Origin of the sequence: Embleya sp. NPDC127516 (genome assembly GCF_044765325.1) — a bacterium.
Classification (GTDB): Bacteria; Actinomycetota; Actinomycetes; order Streptomycetales; family Streptomycetaceae; genus Embleya.
Genome location: NZ_JBIWJT010000034.1, coordinates 68,559 through 85,064, shown reverse-complemented (window position 1 = coordinate 85,064; position 16,506 = coordinate 68,559). Strand labels below are relative to the sequence as shown.

General features: G+C 69.4%; 13 protein-coding genes. 4 read left to right on the top strand and 9 right to left on the bottom strand.

Annotated features, from left to right (window positions below; all coding sequences use genetic code 11):
- Positions 1-72: 72 nt before the first annotated feature.
- From rph to ACIRL2_RS42045, 7 genes are all read right to left on the bottom strand, one after another.
- Complete coding sequence (gene rph / locus ACIRL2_RS42075; protein ID WP_395859985.1) at positions 73-2,679, bottom strand: rifamycin-inactivating phosphotransferase; 2,607 nt, start codon at positions 2,677-2,679, stop codon at positions 73-75.
- Positions 2,680-3,085: 406 nt separating this feature from the next.
- Positions 3,086-3,577: a nuclear transport factor 2 family protein gene (locus ACIRL2_RS42070; RefSeq protein WP_395859987.1), complete on the bottom strand. Its 492-nt coding sequence runs from the start codon at positions 3,575-3,577 to the stop codon at positions 3,086-3,088.
- A gap of 48 nt (positions 3,578-3,625) precedes the next feature.
- Positions 3,626-4,270 carry a dihydrofolate reductase family protein gene (locus tag ACIRL2_RS42065; protein ID WP_402239638.1) on the bottom strand — a complete coding sequence of 215 codons (645 nt, stop codon included), beginning with the start codon at positions 4,268-4,270 and terminating at the stop codon, positions 3,626-3,628.
- A gap of 410 nt (positions 4,271-4,680) precedes the next feature.
- Positions 4,681-4,986, bottom strand: coding sequence for a PadR family transcriptional regulator (locus ACIRL2_RS42060; protein ID WP_395859990.1), 306 nt, complete (start codon positions 4,984-4,986; stop codon positions 4,681-4,683).
- 343 nt (positions 4,987-5,329) lie between these two features.
- Positions 5,330-6,370 (bottom strand): ABC transporter permease, encoded by a 1,041-nt coding sequence (locus ACIRL2_RS42055; RefSeq protein ID WP_402239635.1) that lies wholly within the window; start codon positions 6,368-6,370, stop codon positions 5,330-5,332.
- On the bottom strand, positions 6,367-7,914 hold the full coding sequence (locus ACIRL2_RS42050; protein WP_402239632.1) for a sugar ABC transporter ATP-binding protein: 1,548 nt from the start codon (positions 7,912-7,914) through the stop codon (positions 6,367-6,369). Before ACIRL2_RS42050 ends, ACIRL2_RS42055 begins: the two co-directional genes overlap by 4 nt.
- A 129-nt stretch (positions 7,915-8,043) precedes the next feature.
- Positions 8,044-9,102 (bottom strand): substrate-binding domain-containing protein, encoded by a 1,059-nt coding sequence (locus tag ACIRL2_RS42045; RefSeq protein WP_402239630.1) that lies wholly within the window; start codon positions 9,100-9,102, stop codon positions 8,044-8,046.
- A 393-nt stretch (positions 9,103-9,495) separates the two neighbouring features.
- Here ACIRL2_RS42045 and ACIRL2_RS42040 point away from each other — a divergent pair, with 393 nt between their 5' ends.
- On the top strand, positions 9,496-10,287 hold the full coding sequence (locus ACIRL2_RS42040; RefSeq protein WP_395859997.1) for a DeoR/GlpR family DNA-binding transcription regulator: 792 nt from the start codon (positions 9,496-9,498) through the stop codon (positions 10,285-10,287).
- A 126-nt stretch (positions 10,288-10,413) separates the two neighbouring features.
- Here the strand turns inward: ACIRL2_RS42040 and ACIRL2_RS42035 are convergent, their stop codons facing one another.
- Positions 10,414-10,629: a hypothetical protein gene (locus ACIRL2_RS42035; protein ID WP_402239627.1), complete on the bottom strand. Its 216-nt coding sequence runs from the start codon at positions 10,627-10,629 to the stop codon at positions 10,414-10,416.
- A gap of 305 nt (positions 10,630-10,934) precedes the next feature.
- On the opposite strand from ACIRL2_RS42035, the gene ACIRL2_RS42030 reads away from it, so the two are divergent.
- Complete coding sequence (locus ACIRL2_RS42030) at positions 10,935-12,431, top strand: hypothetical protein (protein ID WP_395860001.1); 1,497 nt, start codon at positions 10,935-10,937, stop codon at positions 12,429-12,431.
- Positions 12,432-12,866: 435 nt separating this feature from the next.
- On the opposite strand, the gene ACIRL2_RS42025 is transcribed toward ACIRL2_RS42030, so the two are convergent.
- Positions 12,867-14,021, bottom strand: a complete 1,155-nt coding sequence (locus tag ACIRL2_RS42025; protein ID WP_395860003.1) for a saccharopine dehydrogenase NADP-binding domain-containing protein — start codon at positions 14,019-14,021, stop codon at positions 12,867-12,869.
- Positions 14,022-14,043: 22 nt separating this feature from the next.
- On the opposite strand from ACIRL2_RS42025, the gene ACIRL2_RS42020 reads away from it, so the two are divergent.
- Both ACIRL2_RS42020 and ACIRL2_RS42015 read left to right on the top strand, forming a co-directional pair.
- A complete protein-coding gene (locus tag ACIRL2_RS42020; protein WP_395860005.1) occupies positions 14,044-14,613 on the top strand; it encodes a hypothetical protein in 570 nt (189 codons plus the stop codon).
- A gap of 23 nt (positions 14,614-14,636) precedes the next feature.
- Positions 14,637-15,848, top strand: a complete 1,212-nt coding sequence (locus ACIRL2_RS42015) for a hypothetical protein (protein WP_402239623.1) — start codon at positions 14,637-14,639, stop codon at positions 15,846-15,848.
- The last annotated feature ends 658 nt before the right edge of the window (positions 15,849-16,506 follow it).

Sequence of the window (16,506 nt, the reverse complement as noted above, 5' to 3'; positions counted from 1 at the left end):
CCTCCCTTTGCCGCGGTTCATGGGCAGCGGCGGAGTGGCGTCGATGGCGGACCGCCATCCGCCGACGGTCGATCAAGGCAGGATCTCGACGTAGCCGTCGGTTCCGTGTACCCGGATCCGTTGTCCGTCGCGGATCAGGCGAGTGGCCTGCTCCACACCCACGACGGCGGGCAGGCCGTACTCCCGGGCGATCACCGCGCCGTGGGTCATCAAGCCGCCGACCTCCGTCACCAGTGCGGCGATTCCGAGGAACAGGGGCGACCAACTGGGGTCCGTGAAGGCCGTGACCAGGATGTCGCCCGCTTCGAGATCGGCCTCCGACATGTCATGGATGACGCGGGCCCTCCCCTCGATCGTCCCGGCGGACACCGGCAGGCCGACCAGGGCCCCGGCGGGCACATCCTCACGCCGGTACGCCCCGGTGACGGCCTCGCCCTCCGAGGTGAGCACCCGGGGCGGTGTGAGCGCGTGGTACGACCGGAACGCGTCCTTGCGTTCGCGGACGAGCCGGACGAGCCGGTCATCCAGCCGGTTCGAGCGCGAGACGTCGTGGAACTCCCCGAACGTGAGGTGGAAGACGTCCTCCCGCTCGGGGAGCACGCCGGCCCGCACCAGGCGCTCGGCCTCCGCCAGCAGGGCTTGCTTGTAGACGAAGAAGCGGCAAATGATGTTGTACTTCGGGTACTCGCGGTACCCGATGAAGGTGCGGACCCGGTCGATCATCCGCTTGGCCTCGTCGGCTTTGTGCTCCCCGTCCGGCAGGGCCCGCAAGCGGGACAGCACGTCCCGCTCCTTCTCCCGCGCCTTCCGCAGCCCCTGCTCGAAGCGCCGTTCGGCGGCGCCCGGCTCGAAGTTCCGGACGTTGTCGAGGATCACGGGCACCAGCGCGGTGGGGCGCTCGCGCCAACGCGGCCTGGTGATGTCGATCTCGCCGACGCAGCGCATCCCGTACCGATCGAGGTAGGCCTCGATGGCGTCGCGCGCCTCCCGCCCGCCCGCGAGCTTCGCCAGTTCGTCCAGGAAGCCCTCGTCCTCGACGCCCCGCAGGAACGCCACCACCTCCGGATGCGGGCGGATCACGTCCGCGACGTCGAGCAGCGCCAGTCCCATCTCCGACGTGACGTTGTCGGGAGCGGACAGCGTCAGCGTGTCGGCCGCGTTCTTCTCCCCCAGCCACTCCCGCAACTTGTCGTTGAGCCACCAGGTGGCTTCCATCCCCGCCATGATCACCCGCATGCTCAGCGGGTCACCGAGGACTCGCTTGTGCTCCTGGAAGGCCTCCGCCAGGTAGTCGAACAGCGCCGGTCCGGTCTTCGTCCGGATCTCGCACCTCAGGGTGGCGATGGACGCCCGGCTGCGCTCGATCAACTCGGTGACGATGGCCGGATCGGTCTCGATCGGGGTGGGCGGGTCGCCGGCCGGCGGCCCGCCGGGGCCCGCGTCCGGGAGCAACGGGACGAAGTCGTCGCGGTCCAGGACGGTCGCCAACGCGTCCCCGGTCAGCGGATCGCCCCTACCCACCATCTCCAGGAGGCCGGCGCGGCCCTCGGGCGAGGCCACGGCCCGGGTGACGTCGACGAACAACCTCCCGCCGGCCTCGTGCATCGGCGCCATGGCCATCAGCCGCCACATCGAGAGCCCCAGGGGCTTCATCGGGTCGGTCATCATCTGCTGATGACCGACCGAGACGTAGACGCGATTCTCCTGGTCGCCGATCTCGGGGATGGGGAACAGCGTCGTGATCGGCCGGCTCTGGACGATCCGGAAGTCGTCGTCGTTCAGACACCATTCGATGTCCTGCGGACGGCCGAAGTGCGCCTCGATCCGCCGCCCGAGTCGGACGAGCCGCACGACCTGCGCGTCCGTCAGCGCCGGCTCCTCCTGCCGCCGCACGTCGACCGCCACTTCCCGCGTACCGCCGGCCGACAGGGCCTGCACGGCACGCTGTTTGGCGGCGATCGTCCTGGCGACGACTTCGCCGTCCCGCACCTTGAACACGTCAGGGTTCACCAGGCCGGAGACCAGGGCCTCGCCGAGGCCGAAGCCGGCGTCCACGGTGGAGACCTTCCGGTTGCCCGTGACGGGGTCGGCCGTGAACAGGATGCCCGACGCGTGCGGAAAGACCATCCGCTGCACGACCACGGCCATGTGGACCGTGCGGTGGTCGATGTCGTTGCGCCGGCGGTAGGTCACGGCCCGTTCGGTGAACAGCGAGGCCCAGCACCGGCTGACGTGCCGGAGGATCGCCGTCGGACCCACGACGTTGAGGTACGTGTCCTGCTGGCCCGCGAAGGAGGCCGTGGGCAAGTCCTCCGCCGTCGCGCTCGATCGCACGGCGTAGGCGGCCTGTTCGCCGAATCGCGCGAGCGCGCCGGTGATCGCCGTCGCGAGATCGCTCGGGACGGTGATCCCTTCGATGGTCCGCCGGATCTCCGCGCTCAGTGTACGGATCGCCTCCCGGTCGTCCGGGTCCACGCGTGACAGCAGATCGAGCCGATCCTCGATCGACGGCGCCTGCGCCATGATCCGGCGGAAGGCGTCCGTCGTCACGCAAAAGCCGGTCGGCACGCGGATGCCCTCGATCCGCGACAGTCCGCCCAGGTGTGCGCCCTTGCCGCCGACGACCGCGACCTGCGTCTCGTCGATCTCTTGCAGGTCCAACACGTACTGCTCGATCATTGCCATCCCTCCGAGGCAGCCACCGTGCCCCATTGCCCCGCATCGGCCGGTCGGATCACCGGCTCGTCCGGCTCTGTCGAACCGCTTGTCGGGCACGTCCTCATCGGTGGTTGTTCTCTCCGACGAGTCCCGCCCGCGATCACTTGGCGAGGTCCACCGTCGGACGGACGTCACCGCATCCCCGGAGGGCGACGGCAACCCACCTGTGTCGTGCCCATTTCCGCAGGTGGTAGCCTCGGTCGAGGATTCTGCGGCACCACCGGGGCCTTGCCGCAAGTCCCCCTGTGCGCTATAACTTGGGAGAGGCAAGGAGAGCGATTTCCTTGCCTTTCGTCTTTTGTCGCAACGGACAGGCTCACGGGATAACGACGACCCGTGTCGCCGACGAGAGTTCCGGCCGCCGCGTTCACGTACCGGGTTTGATCTCCGTGCCCTGTGCGGAAAGCAGGCGCCATCCGCCGGTGTGGCGAACCGAGAAGACGTGGGTGTAGCGGCTTGCGGCAGTGAAGGACGAACCGTCGGTCCGCGTGAAGTCCATGCTCGTCCGGCCGACGATGACACCCACATCGCCGATGCGCCGAACGACGGCCTCGTCCGGGAAGGACCGCACGGCCGGGAATCGCACGGCGCCGGAAACGACGGCTTCCAGCAGCACGGCCTTGGTGACCGAAACACCGTCGCCGACGCCGACGAGGATGAAATCGTCGGTCGTTGGTTCGTCCAGGCGCGCACCGTCCGCGGCGACCAGCGCCCGGAAGAAGTCCTGATCGCACTCGATCAGCGCGGCGCGGTCGGCCGGGTTCGCCGTGGTGGTCATCGACGTGGTTTCCGTTCTCCTCGTTGGCGATGGCAATCGCTCGAGGACGCTACGCCTTGACGTCGGCGTCAACGCCAACACGACAGCCGTGTTCCCGAAGGCCGCGAGGTCACCCGGCGAGGGGCGGCTTCAGTCCTCGCGCCCGACACCTCGATCGGGTGCGCTCATGTCCCCGGTCCCGGGCGTGCCGTCGGCGAGCCCGTAGCGCAGGTACACGGTGCCCTGCGGACCGGCCGCCGGCGGTTCGAGGAGGGTGAGGTTCGTGGGCACCGCGCCGGCGTCGAACACCTTCTTCCCGACGCCCAGCACGATTGGATGCACCCAGAGGTCGAGACGGTCGAAGAGCTTCTCGCGCAGGAGGCTCTGCACCAGGTTCAGGCTCCCGACGACCTTCACGTGCTCGTGCCGGCCCCGGATCTCGCGTACCGCGTCGGCGAGATCCGGACCGAGTTGCGTGGACCCGGCCCACGAGAGGTCGGGCCTGCCGCGGGAGGCCACGTACTTCGGGACGCTGTTGAAGAGCGTGGCGATCTCGTTGTCCTCGCCGCCCTCCTGGTGCGGCCAGTAGGCGGCGAAGATGTCATACGTCCGCCGGCCGAGCAGCAGGGCATCCGTGCCCTCGTACGCGGCACCGATCTGCGCCCCGGCGACCTCGTCCAGCAGGGGCGCCTGCCAGCCGCCGAACGGGAACCCCACCGGGTCCTCGTCGGGGCCGCCGGGCGACTGCCCGACCAGGTCGAGGGTTGCGAACATCTCGATGTGGATGAGTCCCATGTCCTGCTCCCGATGAGTCGGTTGTCTCGGTGGGGAGGTAGACCTGTGGGAGTCGGCAGACTCATCGCCGCGACGGCACCGGCTCCGTATAAGTCTCCCGAAGCGCCCGGGCGCGGTGCGCTGCCTCCGTCCACCGGCGCGAACGGCGCACGGACGTTCCCCACCCACGATAGATCACGGGCCGCGTCCCAACGCGGTGGCTGCCCTGTGCCCGCGTTACTGCGGGTCACCGGCGCGATACGGCGGTGGGAGCGGCCGGCCCTCTCCCCCGGCTCGTTCTGCCGGCACCGGCCGGCGGTCCGAGTCGGGGTCAGGGTCAAGGTGAGGGTGAGGGTGAGCCCGGGCAGCCCGGCATCCGACCCCGGTGCGTCGTATCGCCGACCGACCGACCGCTTCGCGACCGGCGCGAACTACTCGACCGGCGCCTGGGATCGGCCGGGTCGACCGGCGGGCAACACCTCACGAATCGCCTCGGCGAGCGCCCGCCGCTCCTCGGCCAATTCCGTCCGCGTCGCCTCGGATGCCCGGTACATCCGCCGAGCGCGTCCCGCGATCTCGCGACGCTCGGCGATCAGCACGCCGTCCGCCTCCATCCGGCGCAGCAGCGGATTCACCGTGGCGAAGGTGACCTCGAAGTCGTGTTCGGCCAGGTCCGCGAGCATCCACGCACTGTGGAACTCCCGTTCGACCGCCCGGTCGATGATGTGTCGCCGCATTGCGCTCCGCCCAGACCTACCCACCACGGTCCCTTCTCCCCCGAGGCCATGCGGCCTGCCTGCGTCCCCGTCCGAGCACACCGGCCTCAGTCAACAGGCTCGAACCGGGCCGATCTGCCACCTCACGCTGAACGCAATGAGAACAGTGGGTAACCGACGATCCGATCCGCCGGCGGGCGCCGACGCGATGTCGAAGTACGCGGACGGGGTGCGGGAGGCGGCCCGCGTCGTTGCTACTCCGTGTCACCGGATCCGATGTCGACGCCGCCCCACGCCTGGGCCGGCCCCCGTGGCGACTCCTGCTCCCGCCCGTGGACCACCCTGCGAGCGGCAACGTCGGTGCCTATGTGGGCAATCCGACGGCGCGTTCCCCGTTGCGCCGTTGTTGGACGACGACGGCGACGACGAGGAGCGCCCCTTGGGCGACGTTTTGCCAGAAGGAGTTGACTCCGACGACGTTGAGGCCGTTTTCGAGGGCGCCGAGGAGGAAGACGGCGAGGAGTGTGCCGCCGATGCCGCCCTTGCCGCCCTTGAGGGCGCAGCCGCCGAGTGCGGCCGCGGTGATGGCCTTGAGTTCCAGTCCTTCGCTGCCGGAGGTCGGCTGGCCGGAACCGGTGCGCGCGGTCAGGATGACTCCGGCGATCGCCGCGACGACGCCGGCGAGGGCGTACACGGCCACCAGGTACTTGTTGATGTTGATGCCGGCTAGGCGGGCCGCGGTGTCGTTGCCGCCGATGGCGTAGATGTTGCGGCCGATGTCGGTGTACTTGAGCAGGACGTGCACGGCCACGGCGACCACGAACAACGTCCAGATCTGGACGGACAGTCCGAGGATCTTGCCGCGGGCGACGAAGATGAAGAAGTCGTCGCCGAGCACGTAGCCCTGTGCGCGGCCGCCCGCCAGCAGTTGGGCGACACCCTTGTACGCGGCGAGGGTGGCCAGCGTGGCGATGACGGGGTTGACCCGCCCGTACACGATGACGATGCCGTTGACCACGCCCGCCGCGATGCCGACGCCGACCGCGGCGAGAACGCCCAGGGCCGCGTTGCCGTCGGTCGAGGTGAACGCCATGGCGCTGACGACGGACGCGATGCCCGCCTGCGAGCCGACCGAGATGTCGAGCGCGCCGCAGATGATGACGACGGTCTGTACGACCGCGAGCAGGCCGGTCACCGCGACCGTGTCGCCGATCACGGTCATGTTGGCGGTGGTGAGGTAGCCGTCGTCGAGCCAGGCGAACGTGCCGACGACGACGATGAGCGCACCGATGAGGCTGGTGTTCTGCGCGCCGACGGCCGTGGCGACGCGTCGGGGCCACGCCCGGGCGTGGCCGCCGGTGGTGGTGGCGGGCATCGGCGGCGGCGCGTTGGTCGTGGTGGTCATGACGGGTTCCCCTGGGTCGGTTCGGCGAGGTCGTATGCCATGGCGAGGGCGAGGATGCTCTCCTCGTCGGCGTCCGCGCGGTCGAGTTCGCCGGTGATCCCGCCGTTTTGCATCACGACGATGCGATCCGCGAGACCGAGCACCTCGGGCAGTTCGGAGGAGATGACGAGGATGGCGACACCGGCCCCGGCCAACTCGTCGATGAGACGGTAGATTTCCGCCTTGGCACCGATGTCGATGCCGCGGGTGGGTTCGTCCAGGATCAGGATCTTGGGTCGACGAGCGAGCCAGCGGGCCAGGACGACCTTTTGCTGGTTGCCGCCGGACAGCTTGCGCACCTCGTGGTCGATGGAGGGGGTGCGCACTTCGAGGCGGTCGACGAACTCCTGCGCGAGGCTTCGTTCGCGACGCGAGCTGACGAATCGAAAGCGACGCAGGCGGTCGAGGACCGCGACGCTGATGTTGTGCCGGACCGAGCCGGTCATGAACAGCGCCTGGGCCTTGCGTTCCTCGGGTGCGTACCCGATGCCCACCCGAACGGCGTCCTGGGGAATGCGCAGCCGGAGCGGCCGACCCTCGACGCGTACCTCGCCGGAGCGGATCGGCAGGTCTCCCACGAGGGCGGCGGCCAGTTCGGATCGCCCGGCGCCGACCAGACCGGCCAGGGCAACGACCTCGCCCTCGCGTACCTCCAGGTTCACGTTCGACACGTGTTCGCTGGTGAGGTCGCGGACGTCCAGGACGACGCGGTCGCGCGCGCTGCGTCTGCGGGCGAACAGGGCCGACAGGTCGCGGCCGACCATGAGGCGTACGACCTCGCCCTCGTCTGTGCGCGAGGCGTCGCGTACGCCGGCGAGTTCGCCGTCGCGCAGGACGGCGATGCGGTCCGCGAGTCGGAAGATCTCCTGCATGCGGTGCGAGACGTAGATGATGGCGAGACCCTGGTCGCGGAGTCGCCGGATGAGGTCGAAGAGCGCGTCCACCTCGTGTTCGGACAGCGACGAGGTCGGTTCGTCGAAGGCCAGGACGGTGGCCTCGGTGGTCAGCGCGCGCAGGATTTCAACGAGTTGGCGCTGCGCGGGCGAGAGTTGGGAACCGAGCGCCTCGGGGGCGATGGCGTGTGCGAATCCCAGGCGTTCGAGGTCGGCGCGCATGCGCCGGTACAGCGTGCCTCGGTCGAGCATGCGGCCCGTCTTGCGCGGCAGCGCGCCGATGTAGACGTTCTCGGCCACGCTGACGTGCGGGACGATCTCGGGCTCCTGCGCGATCACGCGGATCCCGTGCCTGCGGGCGTCGGCGGGGCTGTGGAGTTCGCGTGGTGTGCCGGCGACGAGGACGCGGCCGTCGCCGGGTCGATGGTCGCCGTTGATGATCCGGATCAGGGTGGACTTCCCGGCGCCGTTCTCCCCCATCAGCGCGGTGACGGTGCCGCGGGGGAAGTCCAGCGTGATGCCGCGCAGTGCGTGGACTCCGGCGAAGTCCTTGTGGATGTTCTCGACGGCGAGCGCGGGGCCCGGGAGGTCGAGGGGTGGGCTTTTCGTCATGACTGGACCTCGAGGGCGTTCGGGAGGTCGCGGCGACCCGTGTGGGCGCCCGGGTCGCCGCGACTCGTGCCGGGCGGTGCCGTCAGGGGTGGCGGCGGGCTGGTCGACGCGGCCGCGAGCCGAACCGGGTCACGTGCACTTGAGGCCGGATTGTTGCCAGTTCGACGGGTCGACCATCTTGGTGGTCGCGAACGCCTCGGCGGGGAAGGGCTTGCCGTTCCTGAGCCGATCGACCATGGTCTGCACGGCGAGGCCGCCGACCTCGTGGCCATTGATGAACAACGCGGCCTTCATTCCGCTCGGCTTGCCGGAACCCCAGTCCTTGCACGCCAGATGGGCGCCCAGTCCGACGCCGATCACGTCCTCGGATCCATAGCCGCCGTTCTGCAGCGCGGTGACCGCGCCACTGACGTTCTCGTCGTTGCAACCCCACACGATCCAGTGCTTCACCGATCGGTTGCCGCTCACCGTGGCCGCCGTCTTGTTCTGCGCGTCGGGCGGCGTGTTGTCGGTGCCGACCTTGAGCACCTTGACGTCCGCGCCGGTCGCTTGTTTGAACGCCTCGTGGGCGGCCTCGACCCGATCGGTGCAGACCGTCACGTCCTGCTTCCAGGCGGCGATGATCGCGGTGTCGGCCGGAGTCCAGCCCGCCTTCTTGAATTCCTCGGCCGCTCGCCGGCCCACCTGCGTGCCCATCTGGGGACCGCTGAAGCCCACGCGCGGAACCAGCTTGTCCTTGGCGCATTTGGTCGGATCGGCCCCGCCGACGCAGATCTGGTCGTCGGACGCGAGCAGCGGTGCGCCGCCCCGCGTGGCGATGTCGACGACCTGCGGTCCCACCGCGGGGTCGGGCACGACGATCACGATCCCGTTGTACTTCTGCGCCATTGCCGCCTGAACCTCGCTGACGGCCTTGTTGGTGTCGTTTCCGAGGTTGACGACCTTGAGGTCGACCCCGAGGTCCTTGGCCTTCGCGCGGGCGCCGTCCGCCTCGTCCACGAAGTACTGCTGGTCACCTTGCTTCTGCAAATAGGCGATCTTGATGGTGCCGGATAAGGAAACCGGTGGGCCCGAGGGCGATCCGGACTTGTTCTCGTCCTTGCCGGACGAACAGGCCGTGAGCGCCACGGCGAATGCGAACGCCGCCACCATCGCGGCCCTCCGCCGGGTGCGTCTGTGGTGCGTCATGGTCAGCCCCTGTGAATGTCGGCGGTCCGGGAGAACCGCGCATGTTCGATGGTCGATGCGTCCACATGCCCGGCCGTCATGCTTCGCTCCCCTCGACGGAAGCGCTCCGACCTGCCGAAACGGGAGATTCTCGAGGTGGACTCCTCTTGCGCTCGGAAAAGTCGATCTTGCAATCGAACATGAAGGCGCGGTATTCACTCGTAATGCGACTCACATATCTAGCAGTTCCAACATTAACCAACAAGACTCGGTTTGGTAAATACTCTTGCCGCGGCCTCCACCCGACAGGAAAGGGTGCGCACAAAGGATCTTTCCGATAGGCAGAGCGCGGCGCGGGAAACGAACACTGCTATGTTGGAATATGTTGGTTACCTACGGGCGGGAGGATCGGCAATGCTGGCACGTCAGCGACAAAACACGATCTTGGAAATGGTCGCCGATCAGGGTTCCGTCCGCGTCGCGACGCTGGTGCGGAAATTCGGGGTCTCGGACATGACCATTCGACGCGACCTCGAAGTACTGGCCGCGCAGGGTCTGATCGTCAAAGTGCACGGCGGCGCCACGTCGAGGGACGGCAGCTCGACCGAGGAACCGGGCTTCGTGACCAAGTCCGGGCTGCAGGCCGCGGAGAAGGAGGCGATAGCCCGGCGTGCGGCGGCAATGGTCGCGCCGAACAGCGCCATCGCGTTGTCGGCTGGGACGACGACCTGGACACTGGCGCGGCAACTCGTCGACGTTCCGGGGCTCACGGTGGTCACCAACTCGATTCCGGTCGCGGACGTGTTCCACCAATCCGGCCGATCCGATCAGACCGTGGTGATCGTGGGTGGCGTGCGCACGCCGTCGGACGCGCTGGTGGGTCCCGTCGCGGTCGCGGCGTTACGCAGCCTCAACGTCGACATGCTCATGCTGGGCGTCCACGGCATCAGCCCGCGCGTCGGATTCACCACGCCCAACCTGCTGGAGGCGGAGACCAATCACGCCCTCGTGCGAGCCGCCCGCCGTCTGGTCGTGGTCGCCGACCACACCAAGTGGGGCCTGATCGGGATCAGCACGATCGCCCGACTCGGCGACGCGGACACGCTGATCATGGACACGGGCCTGCCCCAGGAAGCACGCGAGCAACTGAACGAACACATCGAAGAACTCGTCGTGGTCGATCCCGTGGATCCGGCCGCCTCCTGACGGACCATCACCGCACGAACCCGGGCCCGAACCTCGGCGCGAACGACGGAGTCGGGGTGTCCAACCCCGGTCGTCAAGAACGGAGTTGGACACCCTCGCGATGCCGTCCGCGGGCGACGGGCGGTGTCAGCGACGTAGCGCGATCCGGTACTGCTGCGTGGCGGCGGGCAGACCGTCCGTACCGTTTGGCCTTGGCCCACTCCCGGACGAGGAACGAGCCGAACTGTGGTCGGCGTTCTTCCTGCCGGTGATCAGGTCGGCGACGCCGGCGGCGGCCTTGTCGGGCAGGCCGGCGGTCAACGTCGTCGCGGGTCGCCACATCACCACGGGGATCGTCCTCAACGGCCGACTCCTGCAAGGCGCCCATGGAGCCGCCGGCGAGATCGGCGTCCTCCCGGAGTCACGCCGGCGGAGCGCCCTCGACGCCATGGCCGCGGGGCCGCGGGGCCACCATTCGCGCGGCAGCGGCCGGCGACACCGATGCCGGACCAGGGGCGAAGAGCTCGCCGAACACCTGGCCGTATCGGATCAACGCATCTTGTCCCGTAGGGAGTTGATGTGCTGTCAGAATTGTCGACGCCGCCGCCCGCCGCGACCTCGTCTCGTCGTGGCGTCGAGCGCGCGGCGGGGGATTGGGGGGTGCGGCAATGACCGAGCACACGATCGGTGGGGCAGACGGTACTCCACCCGAACGGCCCGCGAACGAGGCGGAACTGAAGCCCGCGTTGCACGCGGTGCTGCGGGGCCAGGCGAACAGCGCCATGCAGAAGTGGAAGGACAACGCCAACCAGCAGGTGGACGCGCAACTCGCGCACCTCGCCGACCCGGTGCGCCGGGCGCTGTGGAAGGCCCAGATGGTCGCGCTCATCGACCACTTGGCGCTGGGGGTGTTCGAGGACCTGAAGGTCCACTTCGAAGCTTCCGTCGAGGACGCCCTCGAGGAACTGCTGTCGGTCCGGCACGACGACATCATGAGCGCCGACGTGACCGGCGCACGACTCAAGACCGCCACCAGGGACCGGCTCGGAGCGTTCACCTCGCCCACCAAGCTGATGATCGGCCTCCTGGCCGCGCTGCCGGGCGCGAACGCCAAGCTGGCGGCGTTCGCCCAGCGCTCGACCACCGTCGAACTGCACCGCACGACCACGCTGGCCTCGTACACCGCGGCGTTCGACGACCTCGCCACGATCGTCGCCGATGCGGACGCCGCCCTACTGGACATCGGCTCGTTCCAGCTCACCGTGATCCTCGAACCGCTCACCGCCCCGTTGGTCAAGCACCGCAACGTCGCCCTGCCCCTGCTCCAGGTCACCACGGTCCACCTCGGCGCGCAGATCGACGTGCAACTCGGCACGTCCTACACGCTCTCCGAGGACCAGCAGAAGCAGCGGATCACCAACGTGTGCGCCGCGCCGATCAGCGCGGTCGTCACGGCAAGCCTGAATCTGTCCGGCAGCGTGAGCCTGGTACGGCCCGAGGTCGTCGGCCGGTTCACGTGCCTGTCCACGATGGGGACACTCGCACTGGAGGCGTGCACCTCGATGGTCACGTTCTACGGCAAGCCGTGGCTGGTGTGCATCGCGGGCCTGGAGCCGGAGGAGATCGCGCAGGTCCTCGCGCACTGCCGGAACAACACGATCCTCGCCGCGCTCAAGAAGCGAATGCCGGCGAAGTCGACCGCGCTCGAACTGTCCAAGGCGGTCAACGTACTCGCGTGGCGCGGCGTCGACTGGGATGTCGTGTGCGCCACGATCAACAAGCTCGGCTACACGGAGATCCAGCTTCCCGGCGGGGTCACCGCGCTGACCTGGATCCCCATCCACGAGTCGTGGGTTCCGCGGGCGTTCTGCACCGCGAGCATGGAAACCGACCTGGTCTGTCTGAAACACATGAAAGAGGAGACCGGGAAGACGCCCTCGATCGTCAAGCTCACGAAGTACTTCACCGAACTGGTGGCCGCCTGCGTCGAGGCGTGCGCGCAGTGGCGCCAGGCAGGGCGCCCGGCGGACTTCGACCTGGTGGTACAGCCGCCGCAGGGCGTGGCCGTGTGGAAGATCCGCGTCCGCAAGCTGTACGGCAACCCCCAGGTGTTCCACGTCGACAGCGGGTATGCCAAATCCCCATGGGTGAAGCACCCGAACTGACCCTCCCCCGAAGGCCGGTGCGAACGCCCCACGGCGATCCGCACCGGCCCTCCCCACGCCACGACACAACCGCCGCCGCGCATGTCGACGCGCCGAGTTCGCCCTTTCCCGACCTGCGCCCAACGGTCGTCCGACCCGGTGCCGTCCCAGAACCAACCGGTGAACATCTCACCGGGGTTGGCCAACATCCCGTTCCCCGGTACGGGGGCGTCCAACCACGTCTCGAAATCCCGCCGTGCCCTCGGTATACGCGTGGCCGGCAGGAAACTCTCCGACACCGTGCCTCCGAAGTCCTCAGCCAACCCCGAGGCGGAAACTACACGCGGCCGACGACACGAACGACCGCGCCCCGAACCACCGCCACCCTCTTCGTCGATGGGCGCGCGAGGCTCCCGCCCCCACAGGGGCTCCGCACGGACCCACCGCGTCCGTGCGCTACGGCACCGCGCCAACCAGGCCGCGAGAAAGGGAATGTGGGTGCCAGTCGTCGTCCGACGAGGTCCACAGACGTATGTCACGTTCCAGGAGCGCCGCGTACAACTCGCCTGGCGGCAGCCAACTGTCCAAGGGGACGGCTCCGGCGGCCTTCAATCGGCCGGTGAGGAGCCTCTCCACCGCGATTCCCGCGAGCAGGGCGGGCATGCGACCGCCGTGCCGACGCGCGGTCATGCCCACGCGGCGGGTCACCGTACGGCCGTCCCGATCGCCGGCGACCTCGACCATGAACGCCCCCGCCTCATCGCCCGCGCGCCCGGCGAGCCAGGACAATCCGCGGACCACCGACGTCCACTCCTGCGGACGACGGGGCCTGCCCGTCCGCGCCCTGACCACCGCGAATGCCCCCAAGGCCCGGTTCAGCATGGGGAATTCGCTACCTGCCTTGAAGCTGACCGTGCGCGCCCCGAACAGGTCCGGCAGCACGTCCAGATCGGCCATCTCGTACACCTGATGAACCAGTCGTCTGCCGATCGGCGGCGGGAATCGCACCCACTCCGGCTCCGACCAACCGTGCACCACCGTCGGTACACCACCTCGCGGGGCCTCGAAACGCAGCCCCGCACCGTGCAGCATGGCCGCGAACATCGCCGGTCCCCGGTGACGCCGAGTGTCCGGCGCCGCGGCGCAGCGGATGGCGTCGACCCGTTGAAGGCCCCGCACCATGTCTGCCACCAGCAACGCCTGAAGCCCCGGGACCACCGACGCCCCGATCAGTACCGGAACCGAAGCCGACCGCGCCGCCGCGAGCGCGCCGCGCCGGAACGCCCGGTCCTCGCTGATGTCGACGTACGGAACACCCGCGGCAAGCGCGGCCCGCAATGGCCCCCAGGGAGGCGTGCCATCCGGCTCCATCGACTGGAAGGGCCCGGCGCAGTGCACCACGGCCGCGGCACCCTCCACGATCCGGGCCAGACTCCGTACGTCCGCGTGGTCCGCGATCGCCCAGTCGACGCGCGGCGAATCGAAAGCCTCGGCCGGCCGGCGCCGGGCGACCACGGTCACCGCGACGTGCGGCTGACGCAGCAGGTCATCCACAACATACCGGCCGTAAAAGCCGGTTCCCCCCACGACGACCACCCGCTGTTCCCCCATGCACGGGACACTAACACCGCGGTTGACCTGGTTGGATGCCGCTGCGCCCCCCGCCGCCGAATCCGACCCTCCCACCGATGCCGCGTCGGCGTCTGCACGGACGTTCGCCGCCGCAGGCGTCCACAACATCGCCTGGGGCTGCCACGCCGCGATCGACCCTCAGTGGCTCTTCCGCTTCGCGGACATGCCGCCGCAGGAACACCCGCAGATCTTCGCGACCCTCGGCATGGTGCTCGGCCTCTACGGCATGCTCTACCTCGACGTCGCGCTGCGCCCCGAGCACGGCTTCCTCGTCGCGGCCGTCGGATTCGTCGGCAAGATCCTCGGACCGCTCGGCTGGTTGTGGCTGTACGCCTCGGGCCAATGGCCGTCGGCGTCCGGCATCATCCTCGTCACCAACGACCTGATCCGGTGGCTTCCCTTCGCCTGCTACCTGCGCGACTCCTGGCCGCACTGGGCGGCCCAATGGCGCGAACCACGGCCCCCGGCCGAGCAGCGGTCACCCGGAGTCCCGGCCGAGGACGCTCCGCCGGGACCGAGTGAGGGTGGCGGAAACGCACGTGCGGCTCGCTCGGTCGGGTGGCTAGCCTGACGCCGTCCGTCGAGGGGGAACGCATGAGCGAGTGGGCCACGCTGCTGAGTCGCGCGCCGCGCCGGGTGATGGTGCCGGTGCTGGAACGGTGCGGCGCGGAGATCCGGCGCGGCGTCCTCGGTGGAGCCGCCACCCCGGATCCCCGCGTTGTCGACGCGGTGATCGCGCACGGATCGCCCGCGTCGCGCCACCTGCTCGCCGAGAATCCGGCCGTCGCGCCGCGGACCCTGCGCCGACTGGCCGACCACGCCGACGGCCCACTGGCCTGGCGCCTGGCCGTCCATCCCCGCATCGATCGAGATCTGATGGTGCGCGTGATGGCGATCGCCGACCCGGGCCGAGCCGTGCTCGACAGCTCTCCGTACGACCGCACGGTGGCGGAACGGTACGCGCTCGTCGAATCGGTGAATCCCGAACACATCGTGCACGGCCTGCGCGGGCTGATCGTGCGCGGTTGCCCTCCCACCGCCCGATCCGTCGCATTTCGCGCCGCCCACAATCTGCTGGGCGCACTGGGCCCGAAAGCCGGCCGTGCGCTGTTCACGAGGCATGGACCGCTCATGGACGATGCCGATCGGGACGTGGTGACACGTGCGTTCGCCCATCGCGACGGTCCGGCCATCCTCGACCGGCTCAGCGTCTTCAAAGCCCGGCGGCAGATTCTCGTCCGGCGGTTGCACAACCTCGACGTCGGCCTGCCCGACGGGCACTACTACTACGCCGCGTACATCCACCCCTCGGAAATGCATCTGCTGCTGCTGTCCCCGCGAGCGACGCTGGAATGGGACGAGGTACTGCGCGCCGACGAGGCGCGGCCGTGGGGACCGGTCGGCGCCCTCACCCTCGCCGATCAGCCCGGTTGCCCCGACGAACTCCGGTCCCGCGCGGAGGCGGTCCGGTTCGACCTGCGGACGACAGGAACCCCCGATGCCGATCGCGCCATCGGTCCGTGGTGGCATCGGGTCCCGCCGGGTGCGCGGGTGACACCGCGGGGGTCGGTGCCCGCGGCGCCGCCCCGGTCGCAGGCCCTCCACTCCCTCGGGCCCGCGACCTCGGACGCCTACGATCGCACGTTGCGCGCACTCACCGACGAGTTCCTCGCCGATCACGTCGACGCGTGGGTCGTGGCGTTGCGGATGCTTCCCGAATTCCAGGGCAGCATGATCGAGTTGCTGGAGACGGCCGGTCGCTCGGCGGGTGGCCCGGTGTCGCGGACCCGCCGATCACAGGCGTGACCTCGCGGTGCAGGGCCGGGTGTTCGGGTCCGCCCGTGACCGCCGGGAGTCGGGCTCGGCCGGAATCGGCGGGTCGCTCGAGTCTTCGGAAGCCTCCGCAGCGGTCGATGACGGAGCATCGGCACGCCGAATCGGGTGAATCCGTGGCCCGGCCCCGGCGCGGCTCCGGACAGCCGGCCGGCCGGGCGACACCGTGGGTCGTGTCGCGGAGTGTTCGCGTGTGGGCCCGAACGACCCCGTCGACACGTCGCGGCCGGCCGCCCCACCCCTCGGGCGCCGGCCGCGCCCTACGCGCGACACCGCGCACGTCGTCGTAACCGAACGCGGCCAGGCGCCAGACGACGGCCGGAGATGCGGTCGAAGTCGCTGTCGCGTCGTAGCTGCGCAAGATCCGATTCCTTTCGTTCGCTGCCGCACGCTCCCGCGAACGGACCATCCTGCGGTACCGCGACCGCCGTGTCGCGGTTGGCCCGACGCCGCGACCCGAGCGAACACCCGACGCGTCCGGGTCCGTCGGCGAATGTGATGGTGCGGCGACGAGGTGCCGTATGACTCCGTCCGAAACCAGCGACGCGTCCGGCCCGGGAACATGCGCCGAATTGCCGATCACCGGTGGGATCTTGCGGTGCACCCTTGCCGATCACCCGTCGGACCCGCG

Excerpts from the sequence above, each read along its gene's own strand:
- ACIRL2_RS42050 (WP_402239632.1), bottom strand. The coding sequence starts at position 7,914 with ATGACGAAAAGCCCACCCCTCGACCTCCCGGGCCCCGCGCTCGCCGTC.
- ACIRL2_RS42040 (WP_395859997.1), top strand. The coding sequence starts at position 9,496 with ATGCTGGCACGTCAGCGACAAAACACGATCTTGGAAATGGTCGCCGAT.
- ACIRL2_RS42045 (WP_402239630.1), bottom strand. The coding sequence starts at position 9,102 with ATGACGCACCACAGACGCACCCGGCGGAGGGCCGCGATGGTGGCGGCG.
- ACIRL2_RS42055 (WP_402239635.1), bottom strand. The coding sequence starts at position 6,370 with ATGACCACCACGACCAACGCGCCGCCGCCGATGCCCGCCACCACCACC.
- ACIRL2_RS42015 (WP_402239623.1), top strand. The coding sequence starts at position 14,637 with ATGAGCGAGTGGGCCACGCTGCTGAGTCGCGCGCCGCGCCGGGTGATG.
- ACIRL2_RS42060 (WP_395859990.1), bottom strand. The coding sequence starts at position 4,986 with ATGCGGCGACACATCATCGACCGGGCGGTCGAACGGGAGTTCCACAGT.
- ACIRL2_RS42065 (WP_402239638.1), bottom strand. The coding sequence starts at position 4,270 with ATGGGACTCATCCACATCGAGATGTTCGCAACCCTCGACCTGGTCGGG.
- ACIRL2_RS42025 (WP_395860003.1), bottom strand. The coding sequence starts at position 14,021 with ATGGGGGAACAGCGGGTGGTCGTCGTGGGGGGAACCGGCTTTTACGGC.
- rph (WP_395859985.1), bottom strand. The coding sequence starts at position 2,679 with ATGATCGAGCAGTACGTGTTGGACCTGCAAGAGATCGACGAGACGCAG.
- ACIRL2_RS42030 (WP_395860001.1), top strand. The coding sequence starts at position 10,935 with ATGACCGAGCACACGATCGGTGGGGCAGACGGTACTCCACCCGAACGG.